Annotated in this window: 26 protein-coding genes, 1 rRNA gene and 1 other annotated feature; of the genes, 25 read left to right on the forward strand and 2 right to left on the reverse strand. The window is 46.6% G+C overall.

Going from position 1 to position 23350, the window contains the following annotated elements:
• The 9 genes from rrf to pssA all read left to right on the forward strand — a co-directional run.
• Window positions 1-100: ribosomal RNA gene (gene rrf, locus PQG66_RS24185) — 5S ribosomal RNA — on the forward strand; the annotation flags it as partial.
• A 190-nt stretch (window positions 101-290) separates the two neighbouring features.
• On the forward strand, window positions 291-1475 hold the full coding sequence (locus PQG66_RS24190; RefSeq protein WP_272040406.1) for a GNAT family N-acetyltransferase: 1185 nt from the start codon (window positions 291-293) through the stop codon (window positions 1473-1475).
• A gap of 471 nt (window positions 1476-1946) precedes the next feature.
• Window positions 1947-2408: a CtsR family transcriptional regulator gene (locus PQG66_RS24195; protein ID WP_272040407.1), complete on the forward strand. Its 462-nt coding sequence runs from the start codon at window positions 1947-1949 to the stop codon at window positions 2406-2408.
• Between the two features lie 31 nt (window positions 2409-2439).
• On the forward strand, window positions 2440-2958 hold the full coding sequence (locus PQG66_RS24200) for a UvrB/UvrC motif-containing protein (RefSeq protein ID WP_272040408.1): 519 nt from the start codon (window positions 2440-2442) through the stop codon (window positions 2956-2958).
• A 28-nt stretch (window positions 2959-2986) separates the two neighbouring features.
• On the forward strand, window positions 2987-4057 hold the full coding sequence (locus PQG66_RS24205; RefSeq protein ID WP_272040409.1) for a protein arginine kinase: 1071 nt from the start codon (window positions 2987-2989) through the stop codon (window positions 4055-4057).
• 192 nt (window positions 4058-4249) lie between these two features.
• Window positions 4250-6712 (forward strand): ATP-dependent Clp protease ATP-binding subunit, encoded by a 2463-nt coding sequence (locus PQG66_RS24210; RefSeq protein ID WP_272040410.1) that lies wholly within the window; start codon window positions 4250-4252, stop codon window positions 6710-6712.
• 289 nt (window positions 6713-7001) lie between these two features.
• The gene (gene radA, locus PQG66_RS24215; protein WP_272040411.1) at window positions 7002-8369 is read left to right on the forward strand and encodes a DNA repair protein RadA; all 1368 of its coding nucleotides are present in this window, start codon (window positions 7002-7004) and stop codon (window positions 8367-8369) included.
• A gap of 15 nt (window positions 8370-8384) precedes the next feature.
• The gene (gene disA / locus PQG66_RS24220; protein ID WP_272040412.1) at window positions 8385-9461 is read left to right on the forward strand and encodes a DNA integrity scanning diadenylate cyclase DisA; all 1077 of its coding nucleotides are present in this window, start codon (window positions 8385-8387) and stop codon (window positions 9459-9461) included.
• A gap of 40 nt (window positions 9462-9501) precedes the next feature.
• The gene (gene pssA / locus PQG66_RS24225; RefSeq protein WP_272040413.1) at window positions 9502-10233 is read left to right on the forward strand and encodes a CDP-diacylglycerol--serine O-phosphatidyltransferase; all 732 of its coding nucleotides are present in this window, start codon (window positions 9502-9504) and stop codon (window positions 10231-10233) included.
• A gap of 125 nt (window positions 10234-10358) precedes the next feature.
• On the opposite strand, the gene PQG66_RS24230 is transcribed toward pssA, so the two are convergent.
• Complete coding sequence (locus PQG66_RS24230; protein WP_272040414.1) at window positions 10359-10754, reverse strand: DUF1573 domain-containing protein; 396 nt, start codon at window positions 10752-10754, stop codon at window positions 10359-10361.
• 171 nt (window positions 10755-10925) lie between these two features.
• Between PQG66_RS24230 and PQG66_RS24235 the strand changes: the two genes are divergently transcribed.
• The 4 genes from PQG66_RS24235 (at window position 10926) to gltX (ending at window position 14776) form a co-directional block, all read left to right on the forward strand.
• Window positions 10926-12011: a PIN/TRAM domain-containing protein gene (locus PQG66_RS24235; protein WP_272040415.1), complete on the forward strand. Its 1086-nt coding sequence runs from the start codon at window positions 10926-10928 to the stop codon at window positions 12009-12011.
• Between the two features lie 102 nt (window positions 12012-12113).
• Window positions 12114-12806, forward strand: coding sequence for a 2-C-methyl-D-erythritol 4-phosphate cytidylyltransferase (gene ispD, locus PQG66_RS24240; RefSeq protein ID WP_272040417.1), 693 nt, complete (start codon window positions 12114-12116; stop codon window positions 12804-12806).
• A complete protein-coding gene (ispF, locus tag PQG66_RS24245) occupies window positions 12803-13279 on the forward strand; it encodes a 2-C-methyl-D-erythritol 2,4-cyclodiphosphate synthase (protein ID WP_272040419.1) in 477 nt (158 codons plus the stop codon). The genes ispD and ispF overlap by 4 nt, the downstream gene beginning before the upstream one ends.
• A gap of 33 nt (window positions 13280-13312) precedes the next feature.
• Window positions 13313-14776 carry a glutamate--tRNA ligase gene (gene gltX, locus PQG66_RS24250; protein WP_272040421.1) on the forward strand — a complete coding sequence of 488 codons (1464 nt, stop codon included), beginning with the start codon at window positions 13313-13315 and terminating at the stop codon, window positions 14774-14776.
• A 97-nt stretch (window positions 14777-14873) separates the two neighbouring features.
• Here the strand turns inward: gltX and PQG66_RS24255 are convergent, their stop codons facing one another.
• The gene (locus PQG66_RS24255; RefSeq protein WP_272040422.1) at window positions 14874-15047 is read right to left on the reverse strand and encodes a hypothetical protein; all 174 of its coding nucleotides are present in this window, start codon (window positions 15045-15047) and stop codon (window positions 14874-14876) included.
• 241 nt (window positions 15048-15288) lie between these two features.
• On the opposite strand from PQG66_RS24255, the gene cysE reads away from it, so the two are divergent.
• The 12 genes from cysE to rplJ all read left to right on the forward strand — a co-directional run bounded on the left by cysE (window position 15289) and on the right by rplJ (window position 23310).
• Complete coding sequence (cysE, locus tag PQG66_RS24260; RefSeq protein ID WP_272040423.1) at window positions 15289-15942, forward strand: serine O-acetyltransferase; 654 nt, start codon at window positions 15289-15291, stop codon at window positions 15940-15942.
• A 65-nt stretch (window positions 15943-16007) separates the two neighbouring features.
• Entirely contained in the window at window positions 16008-17408 is a 1401-nt protein-coding gene (gene cysS / locus PQG66_RS24265) for a cysteine--tRNA ligase (RefSeq protein ID WP_272040477.1), read from the forward strand.
• The gene (locus tag PQG66_RS24270) at window positions 17405-17917 is read left to right on the forward strand and encodes a Mini-ribonuclease 3 (protein ID WP_272040424.1); all 513 of its coding nucleotides are present in this window, start codon (window positions 17405-17407) and stop codon (window positions 17915-17917) included. The genes cysS and PQG66_RS24270 overlap by 4 nt, the downstream gene beginning before the upstream one ends.
• A 51-nt stretch (window positions 17918-17968) precedes the next feature.
• Window positions 17969-18715 carry a 23S rRNA (guanosine(2251)-2'-O)-methyltransferase RlmB gene (gene rlmB / locus PQG66_RS24275; RefSeq protein ID WP_272040425.1) on the forward strand — a complete coding sequence of 249 codons (747 nt, stop codon included), beginning with the start codon at window positions 17969-17971 and terminating at the stop codon, window positions 18713-18715.
• 5 nt (window positions 18716-18720) lie between these two features.
• The gene (locus PQG66_RS24280) at window positions 18721-19245 is read left to right on the forward strand and encodes an NYN domain-containing protein (RefSeq protein ID WP_272040426.1); all 525 of its coding nucleotides are present in this window, start codon (window positions 18721-18723) and stop codon (window positions 19243-19245) included.
• 171 nt (window positions 19246-19416) lie between these two features.
• A complete protein-coding gene (gene sigH / locus PQG66_RS24285; RefSeq protein ID WP_024633601.1) occupies window positions 19417-20061 on the forward strand; it encodes an RNA polymerase sporulation sigma factor SigH in 645 nt (214 codons plus the stop codon).
• A 307-nt stretch (window positions 20062-20368) separates the two neighbouring features.
• Window positions 20369-20518, forward strand: coding sequence for a 50S ribosomal protein L33 (gene rpmG / locus PQG66_RS24290; protein ID WP_072735843.1), 150 nt, complete (start codon window positions 20369-20371; stop codon window positions 20516-20518).
• 21 nt (window positions 20519-20539) lie between these two features.
• Window positions 20540-20731, forward strand: coding sequence for a preprotein translocase subunit SecE (secE, locus tag PQG66_RS24295; protein WP_024633600.1), 192 nt, complete (start codon window positions 20540-20542; stop codon window positions 20729-20731).
• A gap of 22 nt (window positions 20732-20753) precedes the next feature.
• Window positions 20754-21287: a transcription termination/antitermination protein NusG gene (nusG, locus tag PQG66_RS24300; RefSeq protein WP_024633599.1), complete on the forward strand. Its 534-nt coding sequence runs from the start codon at window positions 20754-20756 to the stop codon at window positions 21285-21287.
• 68 nt (window positions 21288-21355) lie between these two features.
• The gene (rplK, locus tag PQG66_RS24305; protein WP_272040428.1) at window positions 21356-21781 is read left to right on the forward strand and encodes a 50S ribosomal protein L11; all 426 of its coding nucleotides are present in this window, start codon (window positions 21356-21358) and stop codon (window positions 21779-21781) included.
• A 94-nt stretch (window positions 21782-21875) separates the two neighbouring features.
• On the forward strand, window positions 21876-22568 hold the full coding sequence (rplA, locus tag PQG66_RS24310; RefSeq protein ID WP_272040429.1) for a 50S ribosomal protein L1: 693 nt from the start codon (window positions 21876-21878) through the stop codon (window positions 22566-22568).
• Between the two features lie 67 nt (window positions 22569-22635).
• Window positions 22636-22782 (forward strand) — a sequence feature (ribosomal protein L10 leader region).
• A gap of 24 nt (window positions 22783-22806) precedes the next feature.
• Window positions 22807-23310: a 50S ribosomal protein L10 gene (rplJ, locus tag PQG66_RS24315; protein ID WP_272040430.1), complete on the forward strand. Its 504-nt coding sequence runs from the start codon at window positions 22807-22809 to the stop codon at window positions 23308-23310.
• Window positions 23311-23350: the final 40 nt, after the last annotated feature.

A 23350-nucleotide genomic window follows, 5' to 3' on the forward strand; every position in this document is an offset into this window, starting at 1 on the left:
AGGGGTTCCACACGTACCCATCCCGAACACGACCGTTAAGCCCTCTAGCGCCGATGGTACTTGGACCGCAGGGTCCTGGGAGAGTAGGAAGCCGCCAAGCAAAGAACCACTGCCGATGAAAAATTGGTGGTGGTTTTTATTATATGTACTCATTATTCAGGAGATGTGAACGCGGCATCTCCTGTTTGACTTTAGCGGAAACCTCTGACACACTCAATTGTAAGAGCAAGAGCTACCTAGCCTTTTTATAAAATGGACTTACATTATGAGAGAATGGGGTGCAGCAATACATGGAAATTCGCAAATTAACGATGGATGACTATGAAGCGTGTATGGCGCTTTCCGAGTATGCCTTTCAGTTCAAACTGACCGAAGAACAGATCGAGATGCGGCGAGAAGAATTCGCCAAACACAATGTGCTTGGTGTATATGCAGATGGACAGGTGGGAGCGAAACTTCAGATAGTCCCTTTTCAAACGTATATCCATGGAAGATCTTTCGAAATGGGTGGAATTGCAGCTGTAGCTACTTGGCCAGAGTACAGACGTAAGGGCTGGGTTGCAAAACTACTACAATCTGCGCTGGAAGAGATGAATCGGAATAAACAGAGCATATCTTTCCTCCACCCTTTTTCATTTGCATTTTATCGGAAGTATGGTTGGGAAACGTATGTTGAATATAAAAGATACAAACTGACCACCTCCCAGTTGCCAGCTAAGAAGGTAACGCCAGGTACCGTCAAACGGGGAAAGCCGGAACTTGCTGTCTTGAAGCAGGTTTATAATGCGTATGCAGCTCGTTATAATGGAACTTTGGATCGCGATGATGCTTGGTGGACCCGTTCAGTTTTTCTGAAAAAAGGCAGCCAGCAAGCAGTATACTATGATGAAGCAGAAGTACCACAAGGCTATGTATTCTACGAGGTCAAGGAAAGGAAATTCACCATCGGCGAGATGATCCATCTGAATGAAGAGGCGAGAGAAGGACTGTGGACGTTCATTGCCAATCATGATTCTATGATTGAAGAAGTGACTTTACAAGCACCTGCAGATGATATGCTTGCTTTTCAACTGGACAACCCAAGAATTCAACAAGAGGTTATCCCGTACTTTATGGCGCGAATCGTTAGCGTGGAACAGTTCATTTCGCAGTACCCGTTTGCAAGTCAGGAATCGCCTATACAGATTTTACTTGAGGTTGAGGACCAGTACGCTCCTTGGAATGAAGGGGTATGGGAGTTAAACGTGGCGATGAACGGGACTGCTTCGATCTGGAAAAAAGCCGAATCAGAACATGAGGGTCAACGGGGTCAGCACATTCGACTCCATATTCAATCGCTTACTACAATGTTGATGGGGTATCGAAGACCAGTAGAGATGGAACAGATCGGGCGGATTGAGGGCACATCTGCTGCCATTCAGGCGCTGGAGAAGGCTATTCCAGTTCGAGGAACCTATTTACTCGACTTCTTCTAAATTTAAGCACGCGAGTATGAATTGATCCGAATAGATACAGAGCACAATAGTGAGACAACAAGACTTCTCCCGATGTAGGGAGAGGTTTTTTTGTGTCAGGCGAATATTTCGTGTAAAATCGTAAAAAATGAATAGTACCCCCACTTGGCAAACCTGCAAAATATGCTATAATGTATATAAAGTCAAAGAAAGTCAAAGTCAACCAAAGGATAAATGCATATAATATATCTGCGACATGATACTCGCCTTTCTTACGGTCTCTGATGATCGTATCATATTTCGTATATACAATCATTGGATGATCAAAGGAATGATTAAAGGACCTTCGTGCTTCCTTGACTCTCTTGTTTAACATCAGATACAGCCAGATTCGCTGTTTCTCTGAATGGTTAAATGGGTGGTGTAGGTGTACTCTGTGGGGGCGTGCGGGTCCTTATTGACTTAACGTTTCAGACAGTGGAGGATGATTGGATGCGTAATATCTCTGATATTATCGAACGATATCTGAAGGATATTTTGCACGAAAGTCCCGAAGGAATGATTGAAATTCAGCGTAATGATCTGGCAGATCAGTTTTCATGTGTACCATCCCAGATCAACTACGTCATCAGCACCCGTTTCACTCTTGAAAAAGGATATCTTGTCGAGAGTAAACGTGGCGGTGGTGGATATGTTCGAATACAGCGCATTGAATTGCCTGCTCAATCCGCACTTCACCACCATCTCCATCACAGTATTGGTGAAGAGATTGGACAGACTGCTGCGGAAGGATTGATCTATCAACTGGAAGAAGCACGTTTCTTAAGTAAACGTGAAGCGGGGTTGATGCGTGCAGCTGTGTCGAGAGAGGTTCTCATGGTCAAACTTCCTTACCGGGATCAAATTCGTGCCAGAATGTTGAAGGCGATGTTAATATCTTTGCTCGGTAAATGAAAACTATCGGGGTCAAAGGAGGTACATCTATATGCTGTGCCAAGAATGTAATAAACGTCCGGCTACACTTCATTTCACCAAAATTGTAAATGGAGAGAAGACGGAATTCCATATTTGTGAATCATGTGCTCGTGAGAAGGGGGAGATGATCCCCGGAACAGCAGGTGGATTTTCCATTCACAATTTATTGTCCGGCTTGCTTGATTTTGATCCGGCAGGCAAAAGTGCAGGTGCAACACCTGCGAAGGCACTGCAATGTGAAGAATGTGGCATGACCTATGCTCAGTTCAGTAAAATAGGCCGTTTTGGCTGCAGTTCCTGTTATAAATATTTTGACAGCCGTCTCGACCCATTATTTAGACGGGTGCATGGCAGCACGTCTCATGTAGGTAAAGTTCCTGCCAGAGCGGGTGGTCGAATTAAGGTAAAACGACAGATCGCTGATCTGAAGCAAAATCTCCAACAAAGTATTGCTCAAGAAGAGTTTGAACAAGCAGCTCAAATTCGCGATCAGATCCGAAAACTTGAAAAAGAAATAGCCCAGGAGTAAAGTTTGTCATGAGTAGGAGGGAAGCATAATGCCTAATCTGCGCTTTACAGAGAAGGCGCTCAGTGACTGGATGCGCAGTGATGCAGCCGATTCAGAGATTGTAATCAGCAGCCGCGTGCGCATTGCACGTAACCTTCAGCACATCCCCTTTCCGATGTTGGCTACCAATGAGCAATCGGAAGAAGTGCTGAATAAACTGAGCGAAGTACTTCAGTACGATGAGGTACACGCTTTCGGAGATTTTACCACACTTGATCTCGTGGACATCGAAGAACTCGACAAGCGTGTGCTGGTTGAAAAACATCTGATCAGTCCGAGTCTTGCGAATGAATCGAGAAACGGTGCCGTTATCCTCAGTGAGGATGAGTCGGTCAGTATTATGATCAACGAAGAGGATCATCTTCGGATCCAGTGCCTCTATCCGGGGTTCCAGGTGAAAGAAGCCTGGGAGAAAGCCTCCGCAATAGACGATGCATTTGAAGCGCATGTGGATTATGCTTTTGATGATCATAGAGGATATCTGACCAGTTGTCCTACGAACGTAGGTACAGGTGTGAGGGCATCCGTGATGATGCATTTGCCTGCACTGGTTATGACGCAGCAGATTGGCCGTATTTTAACAGCTGTATCCCAAGTGGGGTTAACGGTTCGGGGAATATACGGTGAAGGCAGCGAGGCAATGGGCAATCTGTTCCAGATCTCGAACCAGATCACACTTGGACAGACGGAACAAGAGGTTATTGATAATCTTCATAGTGTTGTACTGCAAATGATTGGTCATGAGCGCACGGCTAGAGAACGACTGATTACGGAATCCAGATTACGTATTACAGATCGTGTAATGCGTTCCTACGGCATCTTGTCTCATGCGGCTATTGTAGATACCAAGGAAGCAGCACAACGCTTGTCCGATGTTCGGCTAGGCGTAGATCTTGGATTGTTAGATGGTCTGTCCATCCCTGTCATGAATGAGTTGAATGTAATGACACAGCCAGGATTTTTACAGAAAACGTTTGGGGATATGCGTACAGATGAACGTGACATCTATCGTGCTCAATTAATTCGTGATACGATCAATGCAGCCAAAAGTTCTGGATAAGCTATCCTTGAATTTTAAAATTGGTTTCACACCGCATCTGCGGTTTATATATAATTCGGTTCTTGCTTTTAATGGAGCCACTAATGATTTTATTCGCAGCATGGCTGCAAACAAAAATGATATGAAAATACGAAGGGTTATTATTAGATTGAATTCCCTCGTTTTATCCAAAACCATGGAGGTGCAGGAGATATGATGTTTGGAAGATTTACGGAACGGGCCCAGAAGGTGCTCGCACTCGCGCAGGAAGAAGCTGTCCGTCTCGGTCACAATAACATCGGTACGGAGCATATTTTGCTCGGCCTCATTCGTGAAGGCGAAGGCATTGCTGCCAAAGCACTGATCGGCCTGGGACTCGGATTGGAAAAAATTCAGGATGAAGTAGAAACGCTGATTGGCCGTGGCCAGGAGCAACCTACGAACATTGCATATACGCCACGGGCGAAGAAAGTCATTGAATTGTCCATGGATGAGGCGCGTAAACTTGGCCACACCTATGTAGGTACAGAGCATATTCTTCTCGGATTGATCCGTGAAGGTGAAGGGGTAGCGGCGCGTGTGCTTAACAACCTGGGTATCAGTTTGAACAAAGCACGTCAACAAGTGCTGCAGTTGCTTGGTAGCAGTGAAGCTGTTTCCAGTCACAATGGTACGCCTGCCAACGTGAGCACACCAACTCTGGACAGCTTGGCTCGCGATCTTACGGCGTATGCTAGAGAGAATAACCTTGATCCGGTTATTGGCCGTAGTAAGGAAATTGAGCGTGTTATTCAGGTATTGAGCCGTCGTACCAAAAATAACCCGGTATTGATTGGTGAACCTGGTGTAGGTAAAACAGCGATTGCTGAGGGTCTTGCACAGAAAATTATCGCAAACGAAATTCCAGAAACATTGCGTGATAAACGTGTTATGACACTGGATATGGGTTCGGTTGTTGCCGGAACCAAATATCGTGGTGAGTTCGAAGATCGTTTGAAAAAAATCATGGATGAGATTCGCCAAGCAGGCAACATTGTCCTGTTCATCGATGAGTTGCATACGCTGATTGGTGCAGGTGGTGCGGAAGGTGCGATTGACGCATCGAATATTCTGAAACCGGCCCTCGCTCGTGGTGAACTGCAGTGCATCGGTGCAACGACACTGGATGAATATCGCAAATATATTGAGAAAGATGCTGCCCTGGAGCGTCGTTTCCAACCGATTACGGTGGATCAACCATCACCAGAAGAAGCGATTCAAATCTTGCATGGCCTGCGTGATCGTTACGAAGCGCATCACCGCGTGAAAATTACCGATGAAGCCATTGTGCAAGCCGTCAAATTGTCTGATCGTTACATCACAGACCGTTTCTTGCCGGATAAAGCGATCGACTTGATTGATGAAGCAGGATCAAAAGTGAGATTGAACTCCTATACCATCCCGCCGAACCTGAAACAATTGGAGAGCCGTCTGGAAGATATCCGCAAGGAAAAAGACGCTGCGGTTCAGAGCCAAGAGTTCGAAAAGGCAGCGGCACTACGTGATACAGAACAAAAAATTCGTGAAGAGCTGGATACCACGAAAAATCAGTGGAAAGAAAAACAAGGCCGCACGGATTCCGAAGTTACTCCAGAGGATATCGCTCAAGTGGTAGCCAACTGGACAGGAATTCCGGTGAACAAGTTGAAAGAAGAAGAGACACAGCGTCTGATGAATCTGGAGTCCATTCTTCATGAACGTGTTATCGGTCAGGATGAAGCTGTTAAATCCGTCAGCCGTGCCGTGCGCCGTGCGCGTGCTGGACTTAAAGATCCGAAACGTCCAATGGGTTCATTCATTTTCCTCGGACCTACAGGTGTAGGTAAAACTGAGCTGGCTCGTGCACTCGCGGAAGCGATGTTTGGCGATGAAAATGCCGTAATCCGGATCGACATGTCTGAGTATGGTGAGAAACACTCCACAGCGCGTCTAGTCGGAGCACCTCCAGGATATGTTGGATACGAAGAAGGCGGTCAGTTGACAGAGAAAGTTCGTCGTAAACCGTACTCCGTTGTCCTGCTGGATGAAGTGGAGAAAGCACACCCTGAGGTATTCAACATCTTGCTGCAAGTGCTGGAAGATGGTCGTCTGACAGATTCCAAAGGTCGTGTCGTTGACTTCCGGAATACACTGATTATTCTCACATCCAACGTGGGTGCTGAAGCGATCAAACGTAACTCTACCCTTGGTTTCACTGCTGTCATGGATGCAGGCGCAGATTATAATAACATGAAGGGTAAAGTCATGGATGAGCTGAAGAAAAGCTTCCGTCCAGAGTTCTTGAACCGGATCGATGAAATCATCGTATTCCACTCCCTCGAAGAGAAACATATCGCTGAGATTGTAACTCTTATGAGTGAAGATCTGCGTAAACGTCTTAATGAGTACGAGGTTGATTTTGAGCTTACAGATAACGCTAAAGCATTCTTGGCGAAAGCTGGCTTTGATCCTGCTTACGGTGCACGCCCACTTCGCCGGGCCATCCAGAAGCATATCGAAGACAAATTGTCTGAAGAGTTGCTCACGGGTAATGTGACCAAAGGTGATTCCTTGCTCATTGATGAAGAGGATGGTGCTCTGTCTGTAACCAAAAAGGCTGCAGCGGTACCATCTAATGAGGAAATCGAAACTAAATAAGGTTGACATGGTGAGATGATCTCATCAGTAGCCCCAGATTCAGGTCCTTCTCGGCTTCGGCCGGGAAGGATTTTTTTATAAGATAAGGATAAATGAAGGGGTACATCCGAAGATTGGAATGAGATGTATTGAGGATTAAGCAGGAACATGTGTAAAGTTTGCGATAATCCTTTACGGAAAATCTCAAACAATGGTAAACTTTTAGTATCCCTGTGTGTCTAGGGTAACGAGCAAAATTCGTCGAATAATGCAAAATGCTGTTATAAAATAAATTTATAGGAGTGCTGAAGTGGCCAAAGTTAAAACCAAGTTTCAATGTACGGAATGCGGCTATGAAGCCCCCAAATGGTACGGAAAATGTCCTGGTTGTCAGTCGTGGAATTCGATGATAGAAGAAACTGAAACGGTTGTCAAAACACAAGGAAGAAATTCTCCGTTGTTTGACAGTAAAGATAAACCGCTTCCTATCATAGATATAGATAGCGGTCAAGAACCGCGGGTACAGACTGGAATCGGAGAGTTAAACCGTGTATTGGGCGGCGGGATCGTGCCAGGTTCACTCGTTCTGGTGGGCGGCGATCCTGGGATCGGAAAATCTACGCTGATGTTACAGACTTCTCATGCACTAACCCATTCTGGGCTACGTGTCTTGTATGTGTCGGGAGAAGAATCCGTGAAGCAGACAAAATTACGGGCTGACCGACTTGGTGCACTCTCGCCGGAGCTGTATGTGCTGTGCGAAACCAATATGGAACGAGTGGAGGAAGCGGTGGATCAGATCCAGCCGCATTTTCTTGTCATCGACTCCATTCAAACGGTGTATCTGCCCGAAGTTACCAGCGCCCCAGGGAGTGTTGCACAAGTAAGGGAATGCACGTCCAGATTTATGCGAATAGCTAAGGGGCGAGGCATCGCAACAGTTCTAGTAGGGCATGTTACCAAAGAAGGTGCCATTGCTGGTCCTCGTATGTTGGAGCATATGGTCGACTGCGTGCTTTATTTTGAAGGAGAACGTCATCATACGTATCGTCTACTTCGTGCGGTGAAGAACCGTTTTGGTTCCACCAACGAAATTGGCATATTTGAAATGGGGGAAGATGGCCTTCGTGAAGTCGGTAATCCCTCAGAGTTGTTTTTATCGGAGCGTCCATTAGGAGTAGCGGGGTCTACTGTCGTGGCAAGTATGGAAGGTACACGTCCGATGTTGGTAGAGCTCCAAGCTTTGATCTCAACGACACACTTTCCATCTCCACGGCGGATGGCAACAGGTATTGATCATCATCGGCTGAATCTGATTATTGCCGTACTGGAGAAGCGTATGGGTATGTTTCTGCAGACACAGGATGCGTATCTTAACGTGGCAGGCGGGGTAAGGCTGGATGAGCCAGCAGTCGATCTGGCAGTGGCCATCAGTATTGCCTCCAGCTTGAGAGATGTGCCAACCAAGCCAGATGATGTCATCTTCGGCGAGATTGGCCTGACCGGTGAAGTCCGTGCCGTATCCAGGGCGGAACAGCGTGTGAAAGAAGCCGCGAAGCTGGGCTTCAAACGAGTTATTTTACCAGAAAAAAGCTTAAAAGGCTGGAAACATCCTCGCGGGATACAACTGATCGGTGTAAATACCGTGGCAGATGCACTAGCGGTTGCTTTAGATTAGGGGGCATAACAAAAAATGAAGGATTCAAGCCAACTGGACAATATGAATGATTTGTTGAGGCTGATCGCACCAGGTACACCTTTCCGCGAAGGTCTGGAAAATGTGCTGCGCGCCAAGACGGGCGCTCTGCTTGTTGTAGGATACAGTCCTGAAGTCATGGAAGTAGTCGACGGGGGATTTTCGATTAACTGTGATTTTTCCCCAAACTATCTGTATGAGCTTGCTAAAATGGACGGTGCGATTATTCTGAGTGAGGACTTGAAACGGATTTTGTACGCGAACACACAGCTCATTCCCGATTCCTCTATCTCGTCATCAGAAACAGGCATTCGTCACCGGACAGCAGAGCGAGTGGCCAAACAAACCGGCAAGCTGGTCGTGTCCATCTCACAGCGCCGAAATATTATTACCCTGTATCAGGGGACACTTCGATATTCACTTAAGGAAATCGGGGTTATTTTGACCAAAGCCAATCAGGCGATTCAAACGCTTGAAAAGTATAAAGCTGTGCTGAAACAATCCCTTACGAATCTGAGTGCCTCTGAATTTGAGGAGTTGGTTACGATTCCCGAAGTGGTTAACGTCATTCAGCGGACAGAGATGGTGTTGCGAATCAAAACCGAGATCGAACGATACATTGATGAGTTAGGGAATGAAGGAAGGCTTATCTCCATGCAGATGGAGGAGCTTGTGGGTACAACAGAGGAAGAGGCGTGGCTGCTGTACAAGGACTATGCCCGTGATGATAGCGATGACAAGATTCGTGAAATTATCGTCGGTTTAAAAAGATTGTCAGACGATGAGCTGCTTGATGCACACCACATTGTACGTCTGCTTGGCTACCCGTCTTCTGCGGCAACTTCCGAAGATTCGGTTGCACCACGTGGATATCGGGTATTAAATAAGATCCCTCGTCTGCCTAATGTGATTATTCACAACCTGGTGGATCAATTCGAACAATTACCTCATGTCCTCATGGCAACGATTGAAGAACTGGATGAGGTGGATGGCATCGGAGAGGTTCGTGCCCGTACCATCAAGGAAGGTCTCAAACGTCTGCAGGAGCAAATGTTTATTGACAGACAGATGTAGAATCGGCTGTAACGGCTTCTAATGAATGGGGTGAAACAACATGTTAACTAGATTCATTCCAAACCTCTTTACCTTAGGTAATTTATTTCTCGGTATGATGGCTATTTTACTTGCCATTAACGGGAGCTACAGCTTGGCTGCCATAATGGTCATCGTTGCGATGCTACTGGATGGACTGGATGGGCGTGTGGCGAGGGCGTTGAATGCGCAAAGTGAATTCGGCAAAGAACTTGATTCCTTGTCCGATATGGTGTCCTTTGGCGCGGCACCAGCATTGATTATTTTCATGGTGTCGTTCCAGGATACGATGCCGATCTTCGCTTGGATCGCTACGGCTGCCTTTCCGATCTGTGGTGCCATTCGTCTGGCTAGATTTAATGTCCGTCCAGGCATACCGGGGTACTTCACAGGACTGCCGATTCCGGCGGCCGGCGGTGTGCTGGCTACGCTCTCTCTGTTCCATAAGGATATCGGTCCCATCAGTATGATGATTGCTACGCTGTTGCTGTCGTACTTAATGGTCAGTTCACTGAAATATCCCAATTTTAAAAAAGTCGGATTACCCCGCAAAGCAATCTGGATTGCTCCTTGGGTTGTGATACTAGCGGTAGCGCTCGCGGTTCTTTTCCCGGATCAGCTCTCCAAGTTGATATTCATTCCATTAGTGCTGTATGCTCTGTATGGTATGAAACATAATGTGCGGACGGCGGCTTCACGCAATCGCGCCAAAAAACGCAAAGACAGGAAATCTTCGCGATCTTCTGACAATTAGAACAATGGTATCGTACTTATCAAACGATAAAATGAGTATAAAAAAAGCACGTACATTTCCTCAACGGAGAGTACGTGCTTTTTGTTATTAGTAGCAGATTAATGACCAAGTAGCGAGGAGCTTGGCTAGGACAGATTAAACATCCCGAGCGTTGAACATTTCTGTGATTCGTGATTCACGACCTCTTCCAAGTTAATGTCCAGTAGATTGCAGAGTGCAGACATATAGAACAGGTTGCGCCCCAACTCGGAGCTGATCACCTCTTTGCAGTTCTCACACAATTCACCTTCCACATGCGTTTCCAGCAGACCCTTGGCTTGCGAAATATCACTCTCGGGTGCATATTGCTGTTTGGTGGCGTGCAGCTCAATGCAGCCGCATTCGGTAATGGCTTTGGAAACAGCGCGGTTAACAGAGGCCCCGGCTTGTCCCGTTTTGGACAGTACATCAATCAGGCTGCGATGGCGCAGCAACAGTTCGGAAACTTGATCCTGAAAAGCCTGTAAACTTAGCGTACTCATTTTGCCACTCACCTCGGATATGAATTGAATTCATTATATGCCAATAAAAGTATTACTTTCAACCGATGGACGCAACATTTCCAAAAACTTCATAAAGACACGATTAGCATTCCGAAAATTGGATCATACTGGATATGAAAATGAACAATGATTAAGGAGGTGCAGGAACTCATGTGGAGAAAAGGCATTTTAACTTTTACTGGATTGTGCGGCGCATGGTTCGGGTACACGGCTTATCATCTGGCAGGCAAGTCCATTCCTTGGATGGCAGAATGGGTTCAATCAACAGGATTGCTGGGAGCTGGCGTATCGACACTGCTGGGAGCAGTACTTTTTATGTCCGTATGTACGATTGGCGGTACAATGGTGGCAAACCGGTTGCAGAGCGGGATCGACTCTTTAGCTAGAATACCTATGAATGAGCTTGCAGCAGGCGCGGCAGGTACTGTGGCTGGACTACTCGTTGCTTTATTGCTATATCCTTGTCTGAATTGGCTGGGAACCGCAGGAGAGGTGCTTCAAGTCGCTTTAACCGTTATTGCTGCATACTCAGGGTATAGCTTGGCTATGGCTAAGAAGGACGATCTTGCAGCATTCTGGAAGTCAGGACGATGGGGGCATCCGGAAGCAGAAGAGCCACGCAGAATGGAAGAACATAAAATATTGGACACCAGTGTGATTATTGACGGCAGAATCGCAGATATCTGCAAAACCGGATTTATCGAGGGTACCATTGTTATCCCGGAATTTGTGTTGGAAGAGCTGCAGCATATTGCAGATTCCTCAGATCTACTCAAACGTAATCGTGGTCGTCGTGGGCTGGATATTTTGAACAAAATTCAGAAAGAGCTTGATGTGCAAGTCTTGATCTACGAAGGCGATTTCGAGGAAATCTCCGAAGTGGATAGCAAGCTGGTGAAACTCGCCAAAGTTCTTCAGGGCAAGGTGGTCACGAATGATTTTAATCTCAATAAGGTCTGTGAACTCCAGGGTGTGTCTGTGCTTAACATCAATGATCTGGCCAATGCGGTGAAACCGGTCGTACTGCCAGGAGAAGAGATCATGGTACAGATTATTAAGGATGGCAAGGAGCATGGACAAGGCGTAGCCTATTTGGATGACGGAACGATGATCGTTGTAGAAGGCGGACGCGAGTATATTGGCATGATGATGGAAGTGCTTGTAACCAGTGTACTCCAGACGTCTGCGGGACGAATGATTTTTGCCAAGCCAAAACTGTTGGAAAAAGCCCAATAAAAGCGGTATGATGGGTAGTGTATCGTTGAACGATGATGGATATCGAGGCAGATATGTATTGTTGCCCGGCGATAAACTGACAGACAAGGCAGGGATTGCGGCATGGATAAAGGGTGGGGCGTTGTCATTGTGGCGGCAGGTCGGGGTACCCGCATGGGAACAACCGAGAGCAAACAATTTTTGCTGCTACAGGACAAGCCCGTTTTCATACATACGCTTGAAGTGTTTGCGGCTCTGGATGAGATTCGTGAGATGATCCTGGTTACTGGAGCTGCAGATGTTGAACGATGCCTGAAATGGGTAAAAGAATACCAGCTGGAATCTCGTGTCCGCGTGATCCCCGGAGGGAAAGAGAGACAACACTCGGTTCATGAAGGCCTTCGGGCACTGAACACGGACTGGGTCCTCGTTCACGACGGGGTACGTCCTTTTGTAAACCGTGAGCAGATTAGACACTGCATGGCTGCAGCTATATCGTGCGGAGGTGCTGTGTTGGCTGTGCCGGTGAAGGATACGATTAAACAAGTGAATGCGGAAGGTCTCGTTACGGCGACACCAGATCGCAGCAGTCTGTGGAGCATTCAAACCCCGCAGGCTTTTCGTCTTTCATCCCTGCTTGAGGCTCATGAAGCGGCGGAGCGGGACGGTTTCTTGGGGACGGACGATGCCATGCTGGCTGAACGCCAGGGAATATCGGTTAAGGTTGTGGAAGGCAGTTATACCAACATCAAACTAACGACACCGGAAGATTTACAGTATGCCGCGTTTTGGCTTAAGGGAGAGAAGAAGCGATGATACGTGTAGGACAAGGATTTGACGTGCATCAGTTGGTGGAAGGTAGACCGTGTATTATAGGTGGAGTAACTATTCCATATGAAAAAGGGCTGATGGGCCACTCGGACGCAGACGTGCTGCTGCACGCAGTCAGTGATGCGATTCTTGGTGCACTGACACTCGGGGATATCGGCAAGCATTTCCCGGATACGGACCCGGAGTATAAGGATGCTGACAGTTTGAAACTACTCGAGCGTGTATGGCAACTTGTGAAGGATCGCGGTTACAAGCTGGGGAATATCGATTCGACGATCATTGCCCAGAAGCCGAAGATGGCACCATACGTTCCGCAGATGGCCGAAGTGATTGCCAAAGCGCTGGAAGCGGATGTGTCACAAGTGAACGTGAAGGCAACAACAACAGAGCAACTGGGGTTCCCTGGACGGGGAGAGGGAATTGCAGCCCAGTCCGTTGTATGCCTGGTGCGTGTGTGATATCATCAACCAATTAGAAACGGAGAGGATTATATGAGTTCAGACATTCGGGTGCGCTACGCACCTAGCCCAACGGGACATCTGCATATCGGGAATGCTCGTACAGCACTATTTAACTATTTGTATGCTAAACATAATAACGGAAAGTTTATCATTCGTATCGAAGATACAGACGTGAAGCGAAACATTGCGGGCGGAGAAGAAAGCCAGCTGAAATACTTAAAATGGCTCGGGATCGAGTGGGATGAGAGTATTGATGTCGGCGGAGAATACGGACCTTACCGTCAAACAGAACGTCTGGATCTGTATCGCAAATATACACAAGAGCTATTGGACAAAGGTCTGGCTTATCGTTGCTACTGCACGGAAGAAGAGCTGGAACAGGAGCGCGAAGAGCAGTCAGCTCGTGGAGAAACTCCGCGTTACTCTGGCAAACACCGTGACCTGACACCAGAGCAGATTGAAGCATTTGAAGCAGAAGGCCGTGTGGCGAGCATTCGTTTCCGTGTACCGGCAGACCGCACCTATACATTCAACGATATGGTCAAAGGTACAATCTCATTCAACAGTAAAGAATCAGGCGACTTCGTCATTGTGAAAAAGGACGGCATTCCCACGTACAACTATGCCGTTGCCGTGGATGATCACTTGATGAAGATCTCCCACGTACTACGTGGGGAGGATCATATCTCAAACACGCCGCGTCAGCTCATGATCTATGAAGCGCTTGGCTGGGAGCCGCCGCAATTCGGTCATATGACGCTCATCGTGAACGAAAATCACAAGAAACTGAGCAAACGTGATGAATCCGTGATTCAGTTTATTGAACAATACGATCAGCTCGGCTATCTGCCGGAAGCGATGTTTAACTTTATCTCCCTGCTTGGCTGGTCGCCAGAAGGAGAAGAGGAGATCTTCTCACAGGAGCAGCTAATCTCCATTTTTGATACGAAGCGTCTCTCGAAAAGCCCGGCTGTATTTGATACTCATAAGCTGGCGCATTTGAACAACCATTACATCAAAAATGCTGATCCAGCACGGATTGCCGAGATGGCGATTCCGCATCTGCAAAAAGCTGGACGTCTTCCTGCCGAGCTGTCCGCGGAGCAAAAAGAATGGGCGTACACGCTTGTGCGCCTCTATCAGGAGCAGATGAATGCGGCATCCGATATCGTAGAGCTATCGGAAGTGTTCTTCCGTTCTGAGGTTGAGCTGGAGAGTGAAGGAGCTGCGGTACTGGCTGAAGAGCAAGTTCCAACCGTGCTGAAGGCATTTGCGGATAAGGTCCAGGCGAGTGACGAATTTACGCCGAGTAAAATGGCAGCTCTGATCAAGGAAGTGCAGAAGGAAACAGGCTTTAAGGGCAAACAGCTCTTCATGCCAATCCGCGTTGCATTGACTGGACAGACACATGGCCGTGATCTGAATCAGACGATTGTGCTACTTGGCCGTGATACTGTCATTGAGCGTTTGCTTGCTCAAGTGAAAGGCCAATAAATCGTGTAAATATTCATTCGTTCAACTTATGATTTGGATACTGCTGGTTGTCAGTCCCAAGGCTTTTCGCTATAATAGCAACACGAGAGTTGAATTGTCATAATACGTTCATATAGAACAGCAAAGACCGGGAGAAGTAAGCTGATCCGGACAGATCCAGAGAGGATGGCCCCACGTGCAAATAAGTGGTGGCTGCGAGCCGTCCACTGTCTACAGCCTGAAATGCACCCGTGAGCTGCACCGTCGAATCCGACCCCGCCTCTGTGTACAAGATTAGAGGAAAACGTCAGGATAGATGGCGACGATTGGTTCCCGTTACCGAGCCGCCAGAGGGTTCATTTGACCAAAAATAAAAATGAACCAAGCAGAGTGGGACCGCGATTAACGCCTCTGCAGCTTCGTGCTGCAGGGGCGTTTTTTGTTTAGGCGAGTGTGCATTGTGCATTACAATACCAAGGAACTTGCCGTCCGGCACACCCGGAAGACGAGAACCTGAACAAGAGGGGAAAATCATGTTCAAAAAGATCAGATCAGATATCCAGACGGTCTTTGAAAACGATCCAGCCGCCCGGGGTTGGTTTGAAGTGGTATTAACGTACTCAGGGCTTCATGCGATATGGGCCCATCGTTGTGCGCACTATCTATACAAACGAAGATGGTACTCGCTCGCGAGATTCATATCACAGGTTAGCCGGTTTATGACAGGTATAGAGATTCATCCTGGAGCAACCATCGGCGAACGTTTGTTCATTGACCACGGTATGGGGGTAGTTATAGGAGAAACGTGTGAGATCGGTGATGATGTCGTCATTTATCAAGGAGTAACTCTTGGCGGAACAGGGAAAGAAAAAGGGAAGAGACACCCGACAATTGGTAATAATGTGGTTATCTCTTCTGGAGCAAAAGTGCTGGGGTCTTTTCGTGTTGGGGATCAGAGCAACATCGGAGCGAACTCCGTTGTACTGAAAGAAGTTCCCGCAAATAGCACGGTAGTAGGGATTCCAGGTAGAATCGTCAAGCAGGATGGACGGCGGGTGGATCGTCTCAGCCAACAATTGCCCGATCCGGTCATTGACTCTTTACGTAGTATGCAGCGGGAGATTGAACGACTGCAAGAAGAAGTACGCACATTGCAAAATACACGTGAATCCGAGAAATGCACATAACTGCATCCATCAACATAAACCATGGAATAAAGTGAAGGCAGTTTAGGATGAAAGGAAAAGTGACTATGACGCTTCAGATTTATAATACGATGAGTCGTACCAAAGAGAAGTTTGTTCCACAAGAGCCTGGCAAGGTAAAGATGTATGTATGCGGACCAACAGTATACGACTACATTCATATCGGGAATGCGCGCCCGGTAATCTTTTTCGACACAGTTCGGGGATATCTGGAACAGACCGGACATGATGTGAATTATGTCGTCAATTTTACAGATGTGGATGATAAACTGATTCGCAAAGCAGAACAGCTCGGTACGGATGTTCCCCATGTGGCGGAAAAATTCATTGCGGCTTATTACGAAGACCTGGAAGGGCTAGGTATTCCCAAGGCTAGCAGTAACCCGCGAGTGACAGAGAACATGTCGCTGATTATTGATTTTATTAATGAGCTGGTTAAGAAGGGTTTCGCTTATGAAAGTGGCGGTGATGTATATTATCGAACAGGAAAGTTTGATAAATACGGCCAATTGTCGAAACAGAATCTGGAGGAGCTTCAGTTTGGTATTCGAATTGGTGTAGACGAACGGAAGGAACATCCGGAAGATTTTGTGCTCTGGAAAGCAGCTAAGCCGGGTGAAATTTTCTGGTCTAGTCCTTGGGGTGATGGTCGTCCTGGATGGCACATTGAGTGCTCTGCGATGGCAAGAGAATACCTTGGAGATACACTGGATATTCACGGCGGCGGTCAGGATTTGCAGTTCCCTCACCATGAGTGCGAATGTGCACAGTCTGAGGCTATTACGGGGAAACCTTTGGCAAATTACTGGATGCATAACGGTTTTATTCGCATAGATAACGAGAAAATGTCGAAATCCCTCGGCAACGGCGTTCTGGTCAAAGACCTGCGTAGTCAGTATAAACGTGAAGCCATTCGCTACTTTATGTTATCCACCCACTATCGTAATCCGCTTAATTTCACAGAGGATACGATGGAGCAGGCGCAGAACAGTGTTGATCGAATCGCCAATGCGGTAGGGAACTTGAAGCATCGCCTTGGTGCCGTGACTGTAAATGAGGAGATCTCGGCAGAATTCGCAGCAAAACTGGACAAGATTCGACAGCAGTATCATGAAAAAATGCAGGATGACTTCAACACACCGGATGCAATCACCACGCTGTTCGAATGGGCTGCTGAAGCAAACCAGTTGCTGCAACAGGATGTCGTTAATGCTGCTGAGATTCATGCTCTGCTTGAGCTCTTCAGTGAACTGAATGCCGTCCTGCGCATCTATACTGATGTCGAACCTGAACTATTGGACGAAGAGATTGAACGTTTGATCCAAGAGCGCGTGGAAGCGCGCGCTTCGAAAAACTGGGCCCGTGCAGATGAAATTCGTGATGAGCTTTCTGCTCAAGGTATTCTGCTGGAGGATACAGCTCAGGGAATGAGATGGCGTCGCAAATGAATGAAGAAAAAGAGAATATCTTGTCCCAAACTGTCGACCAGACTGACCCATCTTTAGTCAACAATCAAGCGAATCTTCAGGAAGGTGGATGGTTTCCATATCCGCCTTCCAGACCTGCACGATTAATTCCGCCCATTGCTTTGGCTTACATTGGTGACGCTGTGTACGAGGTTGCAGTGAGACAGTACCTGTTATCCAAAGCGAATATGCGCCCCAACCATCTGCATCGCAGTGCAACCAAGTTGGTGTCTGCCAAAGCACAGAGTCGTATACTGACAAGTATTGAGGCTGCATTAACGGCGGAAGAACTAGACGTAGTGCGACAAGGGCGGAATGCGAAGTCTGGTAGCATTCCGAAAAATGCGGATGTACTGGAGTATCGACATGCAACAGCATTCGAATGTCTGATCGGTTATCTGTACAGCAGCGGACAGCACGATCGAATGGTGCACTTGGTTGGGCTTGGTATTGACCTGGCAGAGCAGGCCTCTGCTGCAACATTGAAATAAATGTACTGTATGATTATATATAACAAGCATTAAAGAGAGGAACGAACAAAGATGGAAGAAGAATGGATTGCCGGTAAACACTCCGTAACGGAGGCGCTGCGTTCAGGCCGGACCATTAATAAAATATGGATTGCCGATACGGCACAGAAACATCTAACACAACCGATCATTGCTGAAGCGAAAAAACTGGGGATCGTCATCCAGCACGTGGACAAGCGGAAGCTGGATCAAACTGTCCCGGGCATTCAGCATCAGGGTGTGGTTGCTCAGGCAGCGCCTTATGCTTACGCTGAGGTAGAAGATATTTTGGAAGCAGCGAGATCTAAAAATGAGCAGCCATTCCTCATTTTACTGGATGAGATAGAAGACCCTCATAATCTAGGCTCTATCTTGCGTACAGCGGATTGCACAGGGGCCCACGGTGTTATTGTCCCAAAACGTCGTTCAGCATCTGTAACAGCTACGGTCTCCAAAACATCAGCAGGTGCGGCAGAGTATGTACCGGTTGCACGTGTAAGTAATCTCGCACAGACAATCGATCGTTTGAAAGAAGAAGGTGTCTGGGTTGTGGGTACAGATGTTACTGCACAGGAAGCTGTGTTTGGAAATGGTGTATTTACAGGGCCGGTTGCACTGGTTATCGGGAATGAGAACAAAGGAATGGGTCGTCTTATTCGTGAAAAATGTGATGTTCTGGTTAAATTGCCGATGCAAGGTCAGATTAATTCTCTGAATGCTTCTGTGGCAGCGGGTGTTGTCATGTATGAGGTGCTTCGTTCCCGCCAAGTGCAGGAATAGATGATATGGCTGATTCCCGTGATGTGCTTCTTGTAGACGGGTATAACATGATTGGCGACTGGCCGGAATTATCCAAACTTGCAGAAAGTGGTGGGTTGGAAGAAGCGAGGAATAGGTTGCTCTTCCGACTTGCGGATTATCAGGCTTTCTCCGGCCGTCGAGTCATTGTTGTGTTTGACGCCTACCTTGTGCCAGGACTCGGTAAATCCTTTACACAGAGCAAAATCCAAGTTCATTTTACAAAGGAAAAAGAGACGGCAGACGAATGTATTGAGAGACTCGTTCGGGAACTAAGCATGCGAAGACGCCAAATTTATGTAGCTACCAGCGACATGGTCGAGCAACATGTCATCTTCGGACAAGGGGCGCTACGCGTGTCTGCCAGAGAGTTGCTGATTGAAGTAGAGCAGAATGAAAAAGAACTTCAGCAACGACTTGCGGAAGATCAAGCTAGATCAACAAGGAATACAATCGGGGGGAAATTAAGTCCGGATGTATTAAAGCAGTTTGAACGCTGGAGACGAGGCTGATCATAGGGATTTACAATTTTTACAATATTGAAACTATTGACAATTATGTTATAGCTGTTCTTTTTTAGGGATAGCGTGGTTGACGGTTGGAGGTACCATCATATATACTGTTCGTATATTTCATAGAGTAGAGTAACGGGGTACCTTGCGTTGCAGCCGGAGGGATTGTCTGTGAGTGTCGACCTCAAAGATATCATGTTATCCAAGTATGATTACCAAAGTGACGAAGACATAGTCGAAGCGGTCCGTGAAGGCGAAAGCGAAGCGCTGGAGTTTTTGATCAACAAGTATCGCAACTTTGTACGCGCCAAGGCAAGATCTTATTTTTTGATCGGAGCAGACCGGGAAGATATTATTCAAGAAGGAATGATTGGTCTTTATAAATCCATTCGTGATTTTAAAGGAGACAAGCTTGCTTCTTTCAAGGCTTTTGCCGAACTGTGTATTACAAGACAGATCATTACGGCGATCAAAACAGCCACACGTCAGAAGCATATACCACTTAATTCTTATGTATCTCTGGATAAGCCCATTTATGATGAAGAGTCTGATCGTACGTTACTCGATGTGATTTGTGGAACTCAGGTCAGTGATCCGGAAGAACTGATTATTAACCAGGAAGAGTTTGTTGGTCTGGAAGATAAAATGTCGGAGATTTTGAGTGACCTGGAACGTAAAGTACTGATGTTGTATCTGGATGGGAGATCTTATCAAGAAATTGCAGTGGATTTGGACCGACATGTGAAGTCTATCGATAATGCCCTGCAGCGCGTGAAGCGAAAACTTGAAAAGTACCTTGAAGTTCGAGATAATTGAACAAGATTGTTGTCGTTGACGGAAAAGGCTCGGTGTTTGAGTCTTTTTTTATTGTCTGAAGTTTATATTATTAAAGATTGATAAATACTAGTAATCGCTTGATTCATACCGGAGCAGTGAAAACAATCAGAGATGAGAGATACGACGTTTGTGCGGAATTAATAGCCAATGATGAAAGGTTATTCTGTCATTGACATGCTTATACCCTTGTGATAAAGTGTTTTAGGTAGGCCTATTTTACGGCTTTTTTTTCAGGATCAATTTAGAGACTCTGCTTCAATGTGGAAGTCTTCGGGAGGTGTACATCATGCGGGTAATTATTACTTTGGCTTGTACAAACTGCAAACAAAGAAATTACACTACGACAAAAAACAAGCGTAATCACCCCGACCGCATGGAGATGAAGAAATTTTGCAAGTTTTGTAACGAGCAGACTTCTCATCGCGAAACCAGATAGTTTTTGGGAGGTGTAGTCGGCGTGAAACGTAGTTTCAAATCTCTGATTTCCTTTTTCTCTGAAAGCTGGGCTGAACTTAAAAAGGTTCGCTGGCCTAATCGTAAAGAGCTGACGAACTACACGTTAATTGTACTTGGTACTGTTGTGGTTATGACGCTGTTTTTTTGGGTCGTAGATATCGGCATCTCCGCTGTGATCGAAGCGATTATTTAAGAAGGGTCCCAGGTGGCTTGATATGGAAAAAAGATGGTACGTCGTTCATACCTATTCAGGGTATGAGAATAAGGTCAAAGCCAATTTGGAAAAACGCGTAGAGTCCATGGGTATGGAAGACAAGATTTTCCGTGTTCTTGTTCCGATGGAAGAAGAAGTGGTGAACAAAGACGGTAAGAAAAAGACCGTTATGCGTAAAGTTTACCCTGGATATGTCTTGGTCGAAATGGTACAGACAGATGATTCTTGGTATGTTGTTCGCAACACACCAGGTGTTACCGGTTTTGTCGGTTCGACAGGTTCCGGTTCTAAACCAACAGCCTTGTTGCCAGAAGAAGTGGAACAAATTCTGAAGCACATGGGTATGGTTGAACCTAAGCCTAAAATTGAATTCGATATTAAGGAATCCGTACGAATTAAAGTTGGTCCTTTTGCGAATTTTGTGGGCTCCGTGGAAGAGATTTTGGTAGACAAGAGCAAGCTGAAAGTACACGTCAACATGTTTGGACGGGAAACACCGCTTGAGTTGGAATACACACAGGTGGAGAAGATATAGTTTCTTCAGGTTTCTTGTGGGAGGGCTGAGAGGCCCGGTGACCACTATTTTGCAAGGAGGTGTCAATCATGGCAAAAAAGGTAATCAAAATGGTAAAACTGCAGATTCCAGCAGGTAAAGCAAACCCAGCACCACCAGTAGGTCCGGCATTGGGTCAAGCAGGTGTCAACATCATGGCATTCTGTAAAGAATTCAACGCTCGTACAGCTGATCAAGCGGGATTGATCATTCCAGTTGAAATCTCTGTATTCGAAGACCGTTCCTTTACATTCATCACTAAAACTCCACCTGCAGCAGTTCTGTTGAAAGTGGCAGCTAAAGTTGAAAAAGGATCTGGCGAGCCGAATAAGAAAAAAGTTGCTACTGTTAAACGTGATACAGTACGTCAAATCGCGGAAACAAAAATGCCTGACCTGAATGCAGCTGACGTTGAGTCTGCAATGCGTATGGTCGAAGGTACTGCCCGCAGCATGGGTATCACCATCGAAGACTAATTTTCACATGAAACATGGCTTCGTAAAGCCGGCCGATTCGCGGCCGGTCAATGTGGGAGGTATATCCGCTAAAACCACAAAGGAGGAATAAAACATGGCTAAACACGGTAAAAAATACCTGGAAGCTGCGAAGCTGATTGATAGCGAAGCAACTTACGAGCCTTCAGAAGCTGTTGAGCTTGTGAAAAAGGCAGCTACTGCAAAATTCGATGAAACAATCGAAGCAGCAGTTCGTTTGGGTGTAGACCCTCGTAAACAAGACCAGGCAGTACGTGGTGTTGTTGTCTTGCCACACGGTACAGGTAAAACACAACGCGTATTGGTATTTGCAAAAGGTGACAAAGCGAAAGAAGCGGAAGCGGCTGGCGCGGACTATGTTGGTGATGCAGACATGATCAACAAAATCCAACAAGGCTGGTTCGAATTCGACGTCTGCGTAGCGACACCAGATATGATGAGTGAAGTAGGTAAATTGGGCCGTCTGCTCGGCGGTAAAGGCCTGATGCCTAACCCTAAAGCCGGAACGGTAACTTTCGATGTATCCAAGGCTGTTCAAGAAATTAAAGCCGGTAAAATCGAGTATCGTCTGGATCGTGCAGGTCAAATTCATGCACCGATCGGTAAAGCATCTTTCTCTACTGAGCAACTGAATGAGAACCTCAAAGCTCTCATGGACGCTCTGAACCGTGCTAAACCGGCGGCAGCAAAAGGTGTTTATCTGAAGAATGTAAGTCTTTCTTCTACGATGGGACCTGGCGCACGCGTGAACGCAGCAGCTTTTAGATAATATATCTTGACAGACGAGTTCTGTTCTGGTATTCTATAAAAGTTGTGAGTCCATGTGACTGACCGTTGACATTTGAATATGCTTGCCGTAGACAGTAGGTGCCATCTGGCTTAATTTCCTACCGAGGTGTGATTATACAACTTGAAACGATGCAAATCGATTGCGAGTATATATCAAGCCTTCGTGATTCTACGGAGGCTTTTCTTATTGGGATAAATTTGATCAGGAGGTGTACAGATTGGCAAACGCAAAAGTGATTCAAGCAAAACAAGAATCCGTTGATGTAGTAACAGCGAAATTGCGCGAAAGCGCGACAACAGTTGTTGTTGACTATCGCGGTTTGAACGTTTCCCAAGCTACTGAACTGCGGAAGCAGCTTCGTGAAGCTGGTGTAGAATTCCAAGTGCTGAAAAACACATTGCTTCGCCGTGCAACTGCTGCAGCTGAATTGACAGAACTCGATAGCGTTCTGACAGGTCCTACTGCGATTGCATTCAGCGGAGAAGATGCTGTAGCTCCAGCCAAAATTCTGAACGAATTCGCGAAAAAGAACGATGCACTGAAATTGAAAGGTGCTGTCGTAGAAGGTCGCGTAATTGGAGTAGAAGAAGTTAAAGCGTTGGCAGAACTGCCATCCCGCGAAGGTCTCCTCTCCATGCTCCTCAGCGTGCTTCAAGCCCCTATGCGCAACTTCGCGCTTGCGGTTAAAGCCGTTGCAGAAAAAGAAGAACAAGGCGCGTAAGCTACTTGATCTAAATGCTGCTTAAGCAGTAATGGAATAC

Source organism: Paenibacillus sp. JJ-100 (assembly GCF_948329825.1).
In the GTDB taxonomy this organism is placed as follows: Bacteria; Bacillota; Bacilli; order Paenibacillales; family Paenibacillaceae; genus Paenibacillus.

What these genes read in the sequence shown, in the direction of transcription:
- nusG (WP_024633599.1), top strand. Translation starts at nt 20,754, where the DNA reads ATGGAAAAAAGATGGTACGTCGTTCATACCTATTCAGGGTATGAGAAT.
- disA (WP_272040412.1), top strand. Translation starts at nt 8,385, where the DNA reads ATGAAGGATTCAAGCCAACTGGACAATATGAATGATTTGTTGAGGCTG.
- gltX (WP_272040421.1), top strand. Translation starts at nt 13,313, where the DNA reads ATGAGTTCAGACATTCGGGTGCGCTACGCACCTAGCCCAACGGGACAT.
- PQG66_RS24230 (WP_272040414.1), bottom strand. Translation starts at nt 10,754, where the DNA reads ATGAGTACGCTAAGTTTACAGGCTTTTCAGGATCAAGTTTCCGAACTG.
- PQG66_RS24280 (WP_272040426.1), top strand. Translation starts at nt 18,721, where the DNA reads ATGGCTGATTCCCGTGATGTGCTTCTTGTAGACGGGTATAACATGATT.
- pssA (WP_272040413.1), top strand. Translation starts at nt 9,502, where the DNA reads ATGTTAACTAGATTCATTCCAAACCTCTTTACCTTAGGTAATTTATTT.
- PQG66_RS24235 (WP_272040415.1), top strand. Translation starts at nt 10,926, where the DNA reads ATGTGGAGAAAAGGCATTTTAACTTTTACTGGATTGTGCGGCGCATGG.
- PQG66_RS24190 (WP_272040406.1), top strand. Translation starts at nt 291, where the DNA reads ATGGAAATTCGCAAATTAACGATGGATGACTATGAAGCGTGTATGGCG.
- PQG66_RS24205 (WP_272040409.1), top strand. Translation starts at nt 2,987, where the DNA reads ATGCCTAATCTGCGCTTTACAGAGAAGGCGCTCAGTGACTGGATGCGC.
- PQG66_RS24195 (WP_272040407.1), top strand. Translation starts at nt 1,947, where the DNA reads ATGCGTAATATCTCTGATATTATCGAACGATATCTGAAGGATATTTTG.
- PQG66_RS24210 (WP_272040410.1), top strand. Translation starts at nt 4,250, where the DNA reads ATGATGTTTGGAAGATTTACGGAACGGGCCCAGAAGGTGCTCGCACTC.
- rpmG (WP_072735843.1), top strand. Translation starts at nt 20,369, where the DNA reads ATGCGGGTAATTATTACTTTGGCTTGTACAAACTGCAAACAAAGAAAT.
- rlmB (WP_272040425.1), top strand. Translation starts at nt 17,969, where the DNA reads ATGGAAGAAGAATGGATTGCCGGTAAACACTCCGTAACGGAGGCGCTG.
- rplK (WP_272040428.1), top strand. Translation starts at nt 21,356, where the DNA reads ATGGCAAAAAAGGTAATCAAAATGGTAAAACTGCAGATTCCAGCAGGT.
- cysS (WP_272040477.1), top strand. Translation starts at nt 16,008, where the DNA reads ATGACGCTTCAGATTTATAATACGATGAGTCGTACCAAAGAGAAGTTT.
- PQG66_RS24270 (WP_272040424.1), top strand. Translation starts at nt 17,405, where the DNA reads ATGAATGAAGAAAAAGAGAATATCTTGTCCCAAACTGTCGACCAGACT.
- ispF (WP_272040419.1), top strand. Translation starts at nt 12,803, where the DNA reads ATGATACGTGTAGGACAAGGATTTGACGTGCATCAGTTGGTGGAAGGT.
- PQG66_RS24200 (WP_272040408.1), top strand. Translation starts at nt 2,440, where the DNA reads ATGCTGTGCCAAGAATGTAATAAACGTCCGGCTACACTTCATTTCACC.
- rplA (WP_272040429.1), top strand. Translation starts at nt 21,876, where the DNA reads ATGGCTAAACACGGTAAAAAATACCTGGAAGCTGCGAAGCTGATTGAT.
- cysE (WP_272040423.1), top strand. Translation starts at nt 15,289, where the DNA reads ATGTTCAAAAAGATCAGATCAGATATCCAGACGGTCTTTGAAAACGAT.
- ispD (WP_272040417.1), top strand. Translation starts at nt 12,114, where the DNA reads ATGGATAAAGGGTGGGGCGTTGTCATTGTGGCGGCAGGTCGGGGTACC.